The organism is Paenibacillus sp. H1-7 (assembly GCF_022354825.1).
Taxonomy (GTDB): domain Bacteria; phylum Bacillota; class Bacilli; order Paenibacillales; family NBRC-103111; genus Paenibacillus_S.
In genome coordinates, this window is the sequence record NZ_CP031168.1 from 4593156 (window position 1) to 4607254 (window position 14099).

Below are 14099 nucleotides of genomic sequence, written 5' to 3' on the forward strand. Positions count from 1 at the left end.
AGTCTATCTTCCCTCTGGGTGTAGGGTGTACAGGGCAAGTTGTTTTATCGACACATGAGACAACTAAACTTAATATCCTACATTAGCCCATTATTTAAAGGAGAGCTTTGATGGAAAGAAAATTAATGTTTGACTTTATTATTGTGGGTACAGGACCCGCAGGAGCGGTAATCGCGAAAACCCTAACCGACGATAAAAAAACATCTGTCCTTGTTTTAGAAGCGGGCGGAAACAACGATAAAGACAAACCAATTAGCGACTCGACGATGGCTTCCGAGCTGGAAGAACAGTTCTTCCCTCAGTATTTTTGGCAAGGAGAAGGTGTCCCGCAAGCGGGGCTGGACGATCGAACGTTTGAATGGACAACAGGACGTCTCTTAGGCGGCGGTTCATCGATTAACGGAGAACAGTACGTGCGCCCAACAGGCAAGGTATTTAAAGAATGGGAAAGGCTCCTCGGGCCTCTCTGGTCTCCTGATCGAGCAGTTCTGCGATTCAAAAGACTTGAAAAATATAATGGGAAAACAAATAATGCCTCTGCACGCGGGTATCGTGGGCGCATTGACATTCGTCAGGCTCCTCTAAATCCGACATCCATGGCAAAAAAATTAGTTACAGCAATCGAGAGAGCTACCGGCTTCCCTGAAATTCTCGATTATAATAACCCGAAAACCACTATTGGCCCCTTTACTCGATGGCAATTATATCAGAAACCAAATGGCAGAAGAGAAAGTTCCTCCACTGCATTTTTGTCTTCGGATGTCTTAGCGTTGAATGGTCGGGGAGTAAATGGTCGTAAATTAAGATTATTAACTAATTCGACCGCTTTACGGGTACTATTTTCTAATAAGCGCGCCCGCGGAGTGGAATGTCTAAGAAATGGTAAGCGCATAACCGCACACGCAAGGAAAAAGGTCATTATTGCAGCAGGTATTAACAGCGCTCAGCTCTTAATGCTATCCGGGATAGGATCTGCAAAAATACTTAAGGAAGCTGGTATTCGCTGCATCTTTCATAATCCAAACGTGGGGAAAAGCTTAAGAAACCACACACTTAATTTTGCAGTATTTCAATCGAATCCGAGCGACAGACCTTTACCTTCAAATGATCCAAATGCCCTTTATGCTGGCGGCGCTTTCCTGCCTGACCCTTTAGAAATAGATAGAAAGCGTCGAGCGGTTCAAATTTTGGGTATTGGTTCTGAGGGTGATACGTTAACGTTAGGCTTGATTTATCTGCGTCCAAAGAGTCGCGGTTCCGTTAGAATCCAAAACAAAGACCCGCTTAAAATTGTGCTCGCAGATGAAGGATTTCTCGATAATCCAATTGATATGGAAGCCGTAAAAAACATTTATAAGATCTATGTAAAGAATATAGCTGCTGAGCTATTCTCCATTGATCCAACATACCGCCTCATTTCACCAACTCCTGAAACGATAGATGATGATACCGAACTTGAGCAATTTATCAAAGAAAATTTCGAACACAATCATCACCAACAAAGCTCGCTTCGTATGGCTCCTTTAAAAAATGGAGGGGTTGTTGATCGGCGGGGAAACGTTCACGGTGTAAAAGATTTAATTGTTGCAGATGCTTCAATCATCCCATTTACAGTGGATGGAAATACTTCAGCGGCAGCCTATCTAATCGGATATACGATCGCTAAACAAGTCATATGGATAGATAAAAGGAAACAACGAAGGAAGCTTCGAGAGGGATGTGAAAATAACGAAGAATAAGTATGTTCAGTATTCATAAAGGCACTCTACGCTCAGAGTGCTTTTTTCCGTGTTTTTTCTGGTCTATGGAATTCGTACATTTTTTTAAACAATAGTGATTGGTCCAATTCTCTCTACTACTTTGATCATACGTTATGGTGAACATGACTAAAGGAGGATTTATATGGCACAACAAGTGAAAGTAAGTCCGCAATTTAGAAAACTTTGTATGCAATTTGGCAAAATCTTAGGAGGCGAATCGGAAATTGAAGAAGGTCCGGTTTGTTTTGTGACGCGAATGACGAATTTAAAAGAAACGATCTTAGGAAGAAGAACGCAATCCCCTCTAGTTCAAATGCAAATGTTCTCATTTGAATCGCTAGATAGTTCGGGTCGTGCTCTTTGCTTGGGTGAGACTGCCGTTCATCAAGATCAGGTTAATCGTTTAATAACGAACCTCCGTAAACGCGGGATAAAAGTGACAGCAATTCATAATCACTGGTTAAAAGAAAATCCTCGATTAATGTATATGCACTGGGAAGCAATCATGAATCCAGTCGTCTTTGCGAGAAGAACCAAAGAGTCCATTGCATTCTTGGGTTAATTGCTTTTGAGTTTTGTTCGTATCTTATTATGAAAGGATGATTTCATATGACGGAGCAAGTAAAGGTAAGTCCTGCCTTTAGAAGACTATGTGATCAATTTTCAACCATACTAGGTGGAACCGAGCATGAAATTACAAAAGGTCCGGTTTGTTTTGTTACTAGAAATAGAAGAGTAAACGCAGCTATTTTAGGAAGACGTACAACATCTCCTTTAGTCCGTTATCAGCTGTTTTCGTTTGAATCATTGGACAAGTCGGGGCGCGCACTCTGTTTAGGGGAAACGGCTCTTTTCCAAAACCAAGTAAACCGCTTGCTCTCAAATCTTCGCAATAACGGGATTAAAGTAACAGCGGTTCATAATCACTGGCTGTTCGAAAATCCGCGTCTTATGTATATTCATTGGGAGTCGATTGATAATCCTATTGAATTTGCAAAGAAAGTAAAACGTTCTATCGCTTTTCTGGGTTAGCTAATTATAAAAACCATCGAAATGTTATTTCGATGGTTTTTTAGCTTTTAGGAAGGAAGTCTTATCGCTGTTTGAATGTTCAACTGATCAAGCTTCACCTGCGCTTATGGATTCCAGGGATGATAAAGCCGCACAACACGACTGCCAAATTCCGAAAGGCTATGAGCATGACACCATTAGCCTACAAAAGCCACGGAATGAAATCCGGATTCTCCTGCGGAATCTTAGCTTCGACGCGCTCACGCCATTGCCTGAGTTTGTCCTGCATAAGCTGTGTCCGTTCTGAAAGCTGTGATGACAAATCGTGCGTCTCGGAGATATCGTTTCTCAAATCATACAGTTCAAGCCGTCCATCTTCAAAGAACTCGATGAGTTTGTAATAGCCCATACGAATGGACGAACCCGGGGTTCCTCCCTGATTGCCGTAATGCGGGTAATGCCAGTATATCGCTTCACGTTCTAACGAGCCTTCTCCCTGCAGCAAAGGAACCAGGCTGCAGCCGTCCACATGCTGCTCGGGAAGCGGTGCTAATCCGGCAATGTCCAGAAGCGTCGGGTACAGATCAGGACTTGTCACCGGAATGTCGCAAACCGTCCCGGGCTTGTTGACACCGGGCCACTTGACGATGAACGGTTCCCGGACACCGCCTTCATACATCCATCCCTTCCCCTCATGCAGCGGACGGTTGCTGGTCGGCGACCCTTCCGCGGTAGATAGGCCGCCGTTATCCGAGGTGAAGATAATCACTGTATTCTCGTCCTGCCCTGTTTCCTTTAACGCTTCGAGCAGCCTCCCGACGTTTGCGTCAAGATTGTGCACCATTGCCGCATAGACCGGGTCGGACTGGACGATTCGCCTCTGCACATGCAAATGCTTTTTATGCTCGCACGGGAACAGTTCCCCTTGCACGACCGACTCAGTTTCGTCCAGTCCCTGTTCTCTCGCTTTCGCTGCAAATCTCCGGCTCAGATCCGGATGCGCCTGGATTGGCGTATGTACCGCATAATGCCATAAGTTCAGGAAGAACGGCGAACCGTCGTTCTGCCGAATGAGCCGGATGGCTTCGTCCGTCAACCGGTCTGTCAAATATTCGCCTTCCGGCCCTTCCTCCAGCGTTTCGATCCCGTATGGGCTGAAGTATCCATTCTTTGGTGCGCCCCAATCGCAGCCCGCGATGTTTACGTCAAATCCGTGTTTGTCGGGATAATACTCACGTCCGCCTAGATGCCACTTGCCCACATGCCATGTACGGTAGCCGCCCTCATTGAGTGCTGTGGCGATCGATTTTTCTTCCAAGGACAGATGGTTGACGTAAGGCGAATCGATCAGCTTGCCCTGCGCCTTTCCTCCGATCCAGTTTGTTACGCCAAGCGTTGCAGGATATTTGCCCGTCATAATACTTGCCCGTGTCGGGGAGCATACCGGGCAGGCGGCGTACGCCTCCGTGAATCGCACTCCTTCGGCGGCCAGCGCGTCCAGATGCGGCGTTTCGTAAAATGTGCTGCCGTAACATCCAAGATCGGTCCAGCCCATATCGTCAATCAAGATAAAAATGATGTTCGGTTTTCTTGCAGAATTCGTCAATGTTAAGCGCTCCCCTCAATAGCAAAAGGAACCCGGCATACCGCCAGCTCCCTGCTCATATTACTTGCTTCTATTAATAAGGACGATCTCCGACAATAGCAACCCGCTCCGCAATGCGGGGGCTTGGATAGTAGTCCGATGCGGCATAATGCTGCGTGGCTCGATTGTCCCAGAATGCGATAGAGTTCGCTTCCCAGCGGAAACGCACCTGGTATTCGGGAATTTGCGCTTGCAGGAATAAATACTGCAGCAGCTCTTCGCTTTCCTCGACGTCCAATCCAACAATGCGCACCGTAAAGTTCGGATTCACGTACAGCGTCTTCCGCCCGGTTTCCGGATGAGTACGTACAACCGGATGCTCGGCTGCCGGAAACTCGATTTGTTTCACAGCAAGTTGATCCTCCGGCAATCTCACGCCGAAGACATGTGTAAAATCATGGATCGCCGTCAGGCTGTCGATGCGCTGTTTCACTTCATCAGGCAAGTTGTCGTAAGCGGCTCCCATGTCTGCCCACAGCGTATCTCCTCCCGCCTCCGGCACTTCAATGAGCCGAAGCACTGCGCCAAGCGCAGGGTTGAGCCGCCAGCTCACGTCCGAGTGCCAGCTGTTTTCCCTGCCGACGGCATTCTCGTTTTTGGCGAATCGGACGACTGCTTCCGAATCCCCTGCCGGCAGGAACGGGTGAGTTTCCAGCTCGCCCCACAGCTGGGCGAAGGCCCGCTGCTGCTCGCTTGTAATATGCTGATTTCGGAAGAAGATCACTTTCCATTCGAGCAAAGCGCGGTTCAATTCCTTTTGCAGCTCCGGCGTTACCGGACTTCTTAGGTCCACTCCTTCGATTTCCGCGCCGATGATCGGACCGAGCGGCTTAACGGTGAACAGCGTGTACGGCTGCGGCTCTACCCCTTCCGGCAGACGGCGAACGATGCGCGGGCCGCTCTTCAGGCCTCGATCAGGCAGTTGCAAGGGGCGATCCTGACTAGCTACTACTTCACTCATATGAAATTCTCCTCTCAAATAGACGATTATATTATGCCTTTCGGCAGTAAACACACAGTCACACTCTGTTATCTTGTATCCGGTCTATTTGCCGCCGTTTTTCTTGTATTCTTCTGTGACGGCCTTCAAAATCTTGTCTCCGCCGGCTTGACGCCATTTTTGTCCCAATTCGGCAATGCCTTTGTCGACGTCGAGCTTGCCGTTTAACAAATTAACGAAATATTGGTTGAAAACCTCGTTGGCCGCTTTGCCGAACTCGATTTCGGCGTCGGTCTTTTTGTTAACCAGATTCGGCATAATGTATTTGGAAGCTACTTGTACCGAATCGAGCGCTCGTTCGATTCTAGGCTCCGTTTGCGGCAAATAGCTCTCGTCGATCGGCCAGGTGACGTTGCCCCAGGCGATCGGATGCGCCCAGCCGTTCGGGGCAAAGCCGTCTTTTTCACGTTCCGGCTCGTTGTAGTTGAGTTTATCGCCTTGCTTCGTATAGTGGACGCCCTCGATACCTAGCTGAAGCAGTTCGCGCCCTTCCTTGGACAGTAAGAAGTCGATAAATTGCGCCGCCTTTTGCGGGTTTTTCGCACTCTTCGTTACCGAGGTAAACAAGGCGTTTTTCGACTTCGTCGCCATCCCCTGCTTCCCTTCCGGTCCGGTTGGCGGTGCCGTGTAGCCGAGTTTTCCCGATGGAATGACCTGCTGCAGGCTGCCCTCGATTCGGCTCACATGACGGAACAACGGTCCGTCCATAAAGCCCGCCTTGCTTTGGAAAAACTTCTGCTCCTTAGTCGGCCGATCGTATACGATAAATTCCGGGTCGATCAGCTTCTCGTCATACCATTTTCTCAAATCGGCCAAGCCTTTCTTGAAAGCAGGGTGCTCAAACTTAGGAATGATATTTCCATTGTCATCCTTGGCATAGTCTCCATACGGCAAGCCATAAGCGTAGAACACAAAATCGAAAGCCGTTAGCGCGTCTCCTGCGTTAGGCTTATTCGTAATAAAGCCATAAGTGTCCGCCTTGCCGTTCCCGTCCGGGTCCTTCTCCACGACCGCTTTGAGTGCGGTATGCAGCTCTTCAAGCGTTTGTGGCGGCTTTAGTCCGAGCTTATCGAGCCAATCCTGCCTAAACTGCAGCGTGTAATTAGACTTCTCTACGCCACTGATGAACGGGTATCCGTAAAACTTGCCGTCGATGGCCGTCCATTTCAAGTCACCCTCCAGCTTTCCTTTTAACGTCGGCGTATCCTTCAAGTAATCGTTGATCGGCACAATAATGCCTTCCTTGATCCACTGCGATACCGATTCGGACGGATATTGCGTCGTGACGACATCGGGCAAGTCACCGCTCGCGATCGCTACATTGATTTTGTCATATGAAAATTCCGGAACGATTTTCACGGTAAGCTTAATGTTGAGCCGTTTGTTAATTTCCGCTATTATGCGGTCGTTCGGCTGCAGGGGTTTTGCGCCCTGGTCCCCCGTCGTCAAGTACGTCAGCTCGTAAGGCTCGTTCGCGCTGCCCGCCTCGGAGCTCGCCGGCTTATTCGAGCAGCCTGCCGCCAGCAGCAAAGAAGCTGCGCTTGCGCCTGCAATCCATTTGTTCCACGTTCCTTTGTTAGTCCCCATAGTACGTTTCCTCCACCATCACTTTTCATTTTTTTATTGATGTTGATCTGGCTGGTTATTCCTTGATCCCGCCGATCATGACCCCGTTAACGAAATATTTTTGAAAAAAAGGATACACGAGCATAACCGGGATCGTCGCCACCATCACCGTCGCCATCTTAATGGATGGCCCCAGCAAGAACAGGCTGTCTCCGCCGCCGGAATAAGACGATTCGTTCTCAAACAGCATGCTTCGCAGGAACAGCTGCAGCGGCCATAAATTTTTGTCGCTTATAAAGAACACGGCGTTAAAAAATTCGTTCCAGCGCGACACAGCGTAGAACAGCGTAATCGTCGAAATGGCCGGCATGGAAAGCGGAATGACAATTTTGAACAATACGCCCAAGTCATTGCAGCCGTCGATTCGTGCAGCGTCGATCAAGCCGTCGGGCAGCGAAGAAAAAAAGTTTCTCATGATGATCAAATTATAGGTATTGATAGCGCTCGGAATAATTAACGCCCAGACGGTGTTCATCATTCCCAGGTTTTTGACGATAAGGTAGGTCGGAATAATACCTCCGCTGAACATCATTGTAAATACAATGAGAAACATGATGACGCGGTAGCCCTTGAGCTCCTTTCTCGACAGCGCATAGGCGGCCGTGACCGTAAGCAGCATATTGACGGCTGTGCCTACAATCGTTACGAATAGCGTCACGCCGTAGGAGTTCCATAGTTCTTTCATGGAAAACAAGTATTCATACGATCCGAAGGTGAGGTTCTTCGGAATCAGATGGATGCTCGCGTTCAAATATTCATCCAGCGGGATTATCGAAACGATGAGCGTATCCCAGAATGGATAAAGCGTAATGAGTGCCAGCAATGCTAGCAGCACGTAATTGAAGGAGTCAAACAGTTTGCCTGCGGTTCCTGTACGGTGCATATCGCTTCCTCTTTCTTCATTAATATACGCCCTGCTCTCCCATCATCCTTGCTAACCGGTTCGCCAGGATGAGCAGTACGAAATTGATCAACGACTTGAATAATCCGACCGCCGCCGCAATGCTGAACCGTCCTTCGGTCAAACCGATGCGATATACGTACGTATCGATAATATCCGAGACGCTGTAGACGCCGGGGTGATACAGCACGAAAATTTGCTCGAAGCCGGCTTCCATAATGCCGCCGAGGCGCAAGATCAGCAGCAGGATAATCGTACCCCGCATCAGCGGAAGCGTCACGTGCAGCAGCCGCTGCCACCGGTTCGCTCCATCGATCAATGCCGCTTCATACAGCTGGGGATTTATTCCCGCCAATGCCGCCATGTAAATGATCGTGTTCCAACCGAATTCCTTCCAAATCATCGAGAATACGAGCGTGCTGCGAAAATAAGATTCATCACTCATAAAGCCGACAGGCTCCCCGCCGAATGCTTTGATGATGTTATTAATGACCCCATTGTCAGTTGACAACAGATTGAGCAGCAAGCCTCCGAGAATGACCCATGAAATAAAATGCGGCAGATATATGGCCGTCTGAACCGTCTGCTTGAACAGCCTGGATCGGACCTCATTCAGAAGCAAAGCGACGATAATCGGCGCAGGAAATCCGAAGGTAAGCCGATACAGGCTAATGATGACGGTGTTCTCGATCACCTGCCAAAACTTATCCTGAGAGAACAAGTAGGCGAAATGCTTGAAGCCCGCCCAGTCGCTGCCGAGAATGCCCTTCGTAATGCTGAAGTCTTTGAACGCGACGATCGCGCCGTACATTGGAATGTAGTGAAATATCAAGTAATACACCAGCGCCGGAACCAACATTAAATATAAATAACGATGGAACCATATGTAACGCCAAAGCTTCTTCTTGCTGCCTATCTCTTGGCTCGGGGTGCGCTTTGCGGTTTCGACCCGATAATTACTGTTGACCATGGACACGCCGTCCATCCCTCCCTTGTAAGTAAAAAGCTTATGCTTTCGCCAGTATGAGGAACAAAAAAAGACACAACATTGGATAGATAATGTCGTGTCTCTGGTTGACCAGTAGACTGTCGGGCATATGAAGTTTGTTAAATACACTTTAATCCTATTTGTTTACTATGAATTCGATAAATGGATCATAGCACCCATACCTCGTTTTTGTCAATGCTATTTTTCAAATTATTGAAGCCCCGCTGAATTACAAAAAAGACCGAAACTCTTAACTTTTCCGCCACTCGACTCCGGCCGCCGGTAAATGGTCAGCTCAAATAACTGCCCTTATGCGTAAAACGGCCGCCGATTCATACCGGCAGCCGCGTTTTAAATAAATATTTGGTTACAGGATTCCGAGACAACTGCTCTATTACTACTCAATCAACTTTATCGTTTAAGGCACTATTCCTTAATCCGTGATAATTGAATAATCCCCTACAACCCCCTACCACTGGGCTGGTATCATGGTGCTCATAATTGAAAAGACTGGAGCTTGCCGGCATAAGGCGCTTGTTCGAATCTGCAAGGCGACTCGATTACTCGAGGGTCTTGCTGGTGGAACAACTCAGCCATCAATGCTGTTTTCAAATTGTGTTTCACTTCTGCATATTGCGGCTCTTCGGCCACGTTGTGCATATAGTAAGAATCGTTCTTCAAGTCATACAGTTCTTCGATTGGTCTCTTATCAAACGCAAGTTTGAAGAGTGAATTAACCTGATTCTCATTACGATGGTGAATCATCCAAGCTTTGGTTGGGCTTGCGTCCATATCAGCATAGGCTATCCGGGTGTTATTTGTTAGCTCTTCATACGTGGGGGCGACGGCATCGTGCTGATCTAAGCCCTTCGGGTCGCCCATAGGCCACCGATCCGGCTCAAAATTTATTATATAAAGGTAATCTTGTGTTCGAATAGCCCGTTGAGGATAGGGCAGGTCTCCCTCCCGAGCATTGTTAACATGTCTTTCTCGCCCTGTGATAACAAAAGTACGTTTACTGTCAACCTGACCGTTCCGCTCACTAAGCAAAATCTTCATTAAGCTTCGTCCGCTCATGGATTTCGGCACCTCAGCTCCTGCCGCCTCCATAAACGTAGGGGCGAGATCCATTAGATTCACAAAGTCCTCGATCACTCGGCCTGCTTGAATATGACCCGGCCAGCGCATAGTCAGTGCGACTTCACATCCAATATTGTACAGGTTACACTTAGCTCTCGGCATCCCTGGAATCCCGTGATCGCCACTCACGACAACAAGTGTGTCATCCAGCTCCCCTATTTCCTCCAAACGCTGAAGAATGACGCCGAGTCCGGCATCAAACGCCTGACACTCGCCGAGGTAGTCGCAGAAGTCCTCCCGCACTTCGGGAACATCCGGCAAAAAAACGGGCATGCGTCCCTGCAAATCATCCGGATTCAGTCCCCATAACGCCTTGCCTGACCCCTGTTCCCAAGTTCGATGAGTATTGGTGGGGCCCCACCAATAACAAAACGGCTTACCCACCGGACGTGAGTCGATAAAGGAATCAAAATTTTTACGAACCTCGTCCAGCAGCTCTCTCTTTGCAGCATCCACGCCGATTTCTATGGCTCGCGCTGTCGCTCGATGGGAAAACTGATTGAAACGATTACCGTACGAAGAGTAAGCCGTACGCAGGCCACCATATGGTGCATTATTTGTTTTGCCTGGTGCCCATACTTTATAGGTGTGCCCGATGTGATAGCCGGCCTTTTCGAGTTCAAGTGGGTATGAGGGTATTTGCTCATCCCACACTGCTCCAATCAATATCGCTCCCAATCCTGTCTGCCAAAAATACTGGCCTGATAGTATCGAACTGCGGCATGGAGTGCAGCTCGGTGCGGGGACTGAAGCATTCTTAAAAAGCGCGCCTTCTCTAGCAATCCGATCAATATGCGGCGTATGAATTAATCGATTGATAGATTCCGGTCCTTCGTGCTCCGCATAAATGCTAGCATAGCGGCCCCAATCATCCGCAAAAGCAAATACAATATTCAAACGAAATCACCGTCCTACTGTAGAATGAAAATCGACCGACTGCATTGTAAAAAAGAAAAAAGCATGGAACTGTTCCAGCTCCACGCTTCCGGTTGACCGGCCAGCCTTTTATATCATAACCTTTTTATGGAATAATGTGATTTTTTTTAAAAATATCACTTAATACCTCATATGTCAACTCCAACTCCTCGGTATTTTCACCCACACTGCTAGGGCGTATTTATATGGCGCCGCCATCCTGCAGGAAGGCTTCCTCGGCTGCGGTTTCTCCGAAACGACAGTTTATCCTGTGGAGAAACTACCTTGAAATTAATCCAACCATGGCCCACAATGTATGTTTCATCGAATCAAAATCAAATAATTCGTAATAAATCCAGTTCACATATTGCTTCAAAGTTCTGTCATTCTGTTGTCTTACTGCCTCGTATTCCCACCATAGCCTCGTTGATTTAACAGGGAATTCTTTGATTCGCGTCAAATGCGGAAAGTAGTGATAGACAATCGCTATTGTCCTGGTGATTCTTTTCAGAGTTTTATGGGAAGCGGCATTGTTTAAAAAAATCGAATAGTCCAATTCATCCTGCAGAACATGAATCATTTGAATCATATCGATAAAGTACTTTAAAGAATCCAAATTATGTCTCCAGCCATGAAGACAAATCAAATAAAACGTATGATATGATGATAATTCCTTGATATGCTTATATGGTTCTAAGGGACGTGCCTCTTCCCAGAATTCATTGATATTTAAATTGGCTGTTCTTTCTTTCAGCAAATCCCAATGGAGCTCAATAGTCAAAGGAATCGGACTGTTAGGCAGAGGTTTACTGTAGCTTATATGAAAATGTGAAGGGATCCTCTCCTGCTCCAATATAAATCCGAGTGATTTTATCCAATTGACTGCCCTTTCAAGATCGGAAGGATGAATTAGCAAATCAATATCCGAGGTTGCTCTTGCCCCCACATGTCCAAAGTATCGTTCGGCCAATAAGACTCCTTTAAGCGGAATGACCTCGATCCCTTGTTCCTCAAAGAGACTCAGGATTTGATGCATTTGGCGCTCAATAAAGAGATTTAAATACAGGGCTTCTGTATAGCTCTGTTCCAACCAAGTTCGAAAGAATAGTGGCGTTTGGTCCAACTGCCCCCGCTTTTTTAACAAATAATAAACTTGTGAACTTATTCCGAAGAAGGCAATATCCTCTTTGGCTTGCTCATAGAAGGCTGAATCGGTCGGCAAGGGTAGCATCGATCGCGGGTCATATAATGCTTGAAGCATGGGAATAATCAAAAGATTGTCGCCCCTTCCTCCGTTAAAAGCGGCATACGATGCAGCTGGCGATACAGTCCATCCTGAGCCATGAGCTCCTTATGGGAGCCGGTTTGGACAATGCTCCCCTTCTCCAAGACGATAATGTTATCGGCATGCTGAACTGTGGTTAATCGATGGGCGATCACAAGTGTAGTACGGCCTTTCATTAATTGCTCCAAGGCTGACTTCACACGCTGTTCGGTTTCCGTATCCAAAGCGGATGTCGCCTCATCCAACAGCAGAACAGGAGCATCTTTCAGTATGGCACGGGCAATGGTTAATCTTTGCTTTTGTCCTCCGGATAAACGGACTCCTCTTTCCCCAATTTGTGTATCGTAGCCGTCCGGGAGGGATACCACGTAATCATGAATATGGGCATGTACGGCCGCTTGCTTCATTTCCGCGTCCGTTACACCCGGTCGGGCATAGGACAGGTTTTCTCTTATCGTCCCATCGAATAGAAAGGGATCTTGAGAGACATGAGCGAAGATGCTTCTGAGCTCTGAAGAACTAAGCGATTCCGCCTGGCGATCATCGATCCATATGCTACCTGATTGAGGCTTATAAAACCCTTGAAGCAGGTGAAACAACGTTGTTTTCCCTGCGCCGCTTCGGCCTACGATAGCTGTTACTTTCCCTGCCGGGATCTGCAAATCGAAACGATCGAACAAACGGTGCTGTTCTTCGTAGCCGAATGAAAGATTCTGTAATCGGATGAACTTCATTAACCGTATGGGCGGCAAGTATTCCGGCAGCTCGGTACACTCGACAGGCTGTTCAAAAATCGTAGAAATTCGCTCCATCGCCGATACGGATCTTTGGAAACCGGCCCATAGCCCGGCAAAGCCAGTAAGCGGGTAGACCAAATGGTTGACAAGGTTTAAGTAGGTCAATAATGAACCGACCGACATCGTGCTGTTAGAAATGAAATAGGCACCTAAGCAGAGACTGCTCAGAAAAACAATGGAGCTGACCGCGTACCCTCCCGATTGAAACCATCCCCGCAATTTGGCATTCTGTAATTCCAGCCCATAAAGTTGATTGTTCTGATCGCCATATTTCTTATAAAATAATCGTTCCATAATGAACGAGCGAACGACAATATGACTCTGGAACGTTTCGTTAAGCAGGCTGCTCATATTCCCGAGTAATTGCTGAATGAGTCTACCGTTGCGGCGGAGAAGAAAACCGAACACTACCCCTGAGGATAGAGCTATAGGGGCTACGAAAATACTAAATAAAGCAATAGTACTGTTCAACTGATACAAATAAATAAATACGGCCAAATAGATGATCGGAAGCTTGACCAACTCGATCAGGCTGCTTCCGATCACACCGTCTAGACTATGAATATCATTAGTGAAACGTGAAATCAGATCTCCCGAACGGTATTTTGTCATGCTGGGTGTGGCTAGCAGCAGAATGTGCTTATATAGTCGAACCTCCAAGTCTCTTTTGACCCCGTTCGTGGCTACCGTTTCTGCAAAAGTATTCAGAAAGGTTATCCCTACACTAACCGTTATTAGCACTGTTCCCAGAGCAACAAGCCATTTCAACTGATCAAAATCGGTACGTATGGCCGCATCCGTTAGAGCGCCAAAATACCAGGCGAAGACAAGGGTTGAGGTAACATCCAAACAAAAGATGACAAAGAGCACCGAATAGGCTTTCCAACGACGAAGAAGGTACGGCCATAAAAACCGGTACATCCTGATGACGCTGTCCATCGAAAAATAAGGCTTCACTAAACCGATGATGCGAAGTCTGATCTGTTCCATGTAAGGGACACTCCAGTATAAGTGTACGTTTTAAAAGTTCA

11 protein-coding genes are annotated in these 14099 nt (G+C 47.3%); 3 read left to right on the top strand and 8 right to left on the bottom strand.

Annotated features, from left to right (window positions below):
- Positions 1 to 110: 110 nt before the first annotated feature.
- The 3 genes from DVH26_RS20375 (at position 111) to DVH26_RS20385 (ending at position 2792) form a co-directional block, all read left to right on the top strand.
- Positions 111 to 1739 (top strand): GMC family oxidoreductase, encoded by a 1629-nt coding sequence (locus tag DVH26_RS20375; RefSeq protein WP_239624693.1) that lies wholly within the window; start codon positions 111 to 113, stop codon positions 1737 to 1739.
- 163 nt (positions 1740 to 1902) lie between these two features.
- On the top strand, positions 1903 to 2322 hold the full coding sequence (locus DVH26_RS20380) for a DUF1259 domain-containing protein (protein ID WP_239624696.1): 420 nt from the start codon (positions 1903 to 1905) through the stop codon (positions 2320 to 2322).
- Positions 2323 to 2369: 47 nt separating this feature from the next.
- Positions 2370 to 2792 (top strand): DUF1259 domain-containing protein, encoded by a 423-nt coding sequence (locus tag DVH26_RS20385; protein ID WP_239624698.1) that lies wholly within the window; start codon positions 2370 to 2372, stop codon positions 2790 to 2792.
- A 181-nt stretch (positions 2793 to 2973) separates the two neighbouring features.
- Here DVH26_RS20385 and DVH26_RS20390 read toward each other — a convergent pair whose 3' ends face one another.
- The 8 genes from DVH26_RS20390 to DVH26_RS20425 all read right to left on the bottom strand — a co-directional run bounded on the left by DVH26_RS20390 (position 2974) and on the right by DVH26_RS20425 (position 14058).
- Entirely contained in the window at positions 2974 to 4377 is a 1404-nt protein-coding gene (locus DVH26_RS20390) for a sulfatase (protein ID WP_239624701.1), read from the bottom strand.
- A 73-nt stretch (positions 4378 to 4450) separates the two neighbouring features.
- Positions 4451 to 5377: a TauD/TfdA dioxygenase family protein gene (locus tag DVH26_RS20395; protein WP_239624704.1), complete on the bottom strand. Its 927-nt coding sequence runs from the start codon at positions 5375 to 5377 to the stop codon at positions 4451 to 4453.
- A gap of 84 nt (positions 5378 to 5461) precedes the next feature.
- Complete coding sequence (locus tag DVH26_RS20400) at positions 5462 to 7003, bottom strand: extracellular solute-binding protein (protein ID WP_239624706.1); 1542 nt, start codon at positions 7001 to 7003, stop codon at positions 5462 to 5464.
- A gap of 55 nt (positions 7004 to 7058) precedes the next feature.
- Entirely contained in the window at positions 7059 to 7925 is an 867-nt protein-coding gene (locus tag DVH26_RS20405) for a carbohydrate ABC transporter permease (RefSeq protein ID WP_239624709.1), read from the bottom strand.
- A gap of 19 nt (positions 7926 to 7944) precedes the next feature.
- On the bottom strand, positions 7945 to 8913 hold the full coding sequence (locus tag DVH26_RS20410) for an ABC transporter permease (protein WP_345774072.1): 969 nt from the start codon (positions 8911 to 8913) through the stop codon (positions 7945 to 7947).
- A gap of 513 nt (positions 8914 to 9426) precedes the next feature.
- Entirely contained in the window at positions 9427 to 10968 is a 1542-nt protein-coding gene (locus tag DVH26_RS20415) for a sulfatase family protein (RefSeq protein ID WP_239624715.1), read from the bottom strand.
- 298 nt (positions 10969 to 11266) lie between these two features.
- Complete coding sequence (locus DVH26_RS20420; protein WP_239624718.1) at positions 11267 to 12259, bottom strand: nucleotidyltransferase domain-containing protein; 993 nt, start codon at positions 12257 to 12259, stop codon at positions 11267 to 11269.
- Entirely contained in the window at positions 12256 to 14058 is a 1803-nt protein-coding gene (locus DVH26_RS20425) for an ABC transporter ATP-binding protein (protein WP_239624720.1), read from the bottom strand. The genes DVH26_RS20420 and DVH26_RS20425 overlap by 4 nt, the downstream gene beginning before the upstream one ends.
- Positions 14059 to 14099: the final 41 nt, after the last annotated feature.

What these genes read in the sequence shown, in the direction of transcription:
- DVH26_RS20375 (WP_239624693.1), top strand. Translation starts at nt 111, where the DNA reads ATGGAAAGAAAATTAATGTTTGACTTTATTATTGTGGGTACAGGACCC.
- DVH26_RS20400 (WP_239624706.1), bottom strand. Translation starts at nt 7,003, where the DNA reads ATGGGGACTAACAAAGGAACGTGGAACAAATGGATTGCAGGCGCAAGC.
- DVH26_RS20380 (WP_239624696.1), top strand. Translation starts at nt 1,903, where the DNA reads ATGGCACAACAAGTGAAAGTAAGTCCGCAATTTAGAAAACTTTGTATG.
- DVH26_RS20425 (WP_239624720.1), bottom strand. Translation starts at nt 14,058, where the DNA reads ATGGAACAGATCAGACTTCGCATCATCGGTTTAGTGAAGCCTTATTTT.
- DVH26_RS20385 (WP_239624698.1), top strand. Translation starts at nt 2,370, where the DNA reads ATGACGGAGCAAGTAAAGGTAAGTCCTGCCTTTAGAAGACTATGTGAT.
- DVH26_RS20405 (WP_239624709.1), bottom strand. Translation starts at nt 7,925, where the DNA reads ATGCACCGTACAGGAACCGCAGGCAAACTGTTTGACTCCTTCAATTAC.
- DVH26_RS20410 (WP_345774072.1), bottom strand. Translation starts at nt 8,913, where the DNA reads ATGGTCAACAGTAATTATCGGGTCGAAACCGCAAAGCGCACCCCGAGC.
- DVH26_RS20395 (WP_239624704.1), bottom strand. Translation starts at nt 5,377, where the DNA reads ATGAGTGAAGTAGTAGCTAGTCAGGATCGCCCCTTGCAACTGCCTGAT.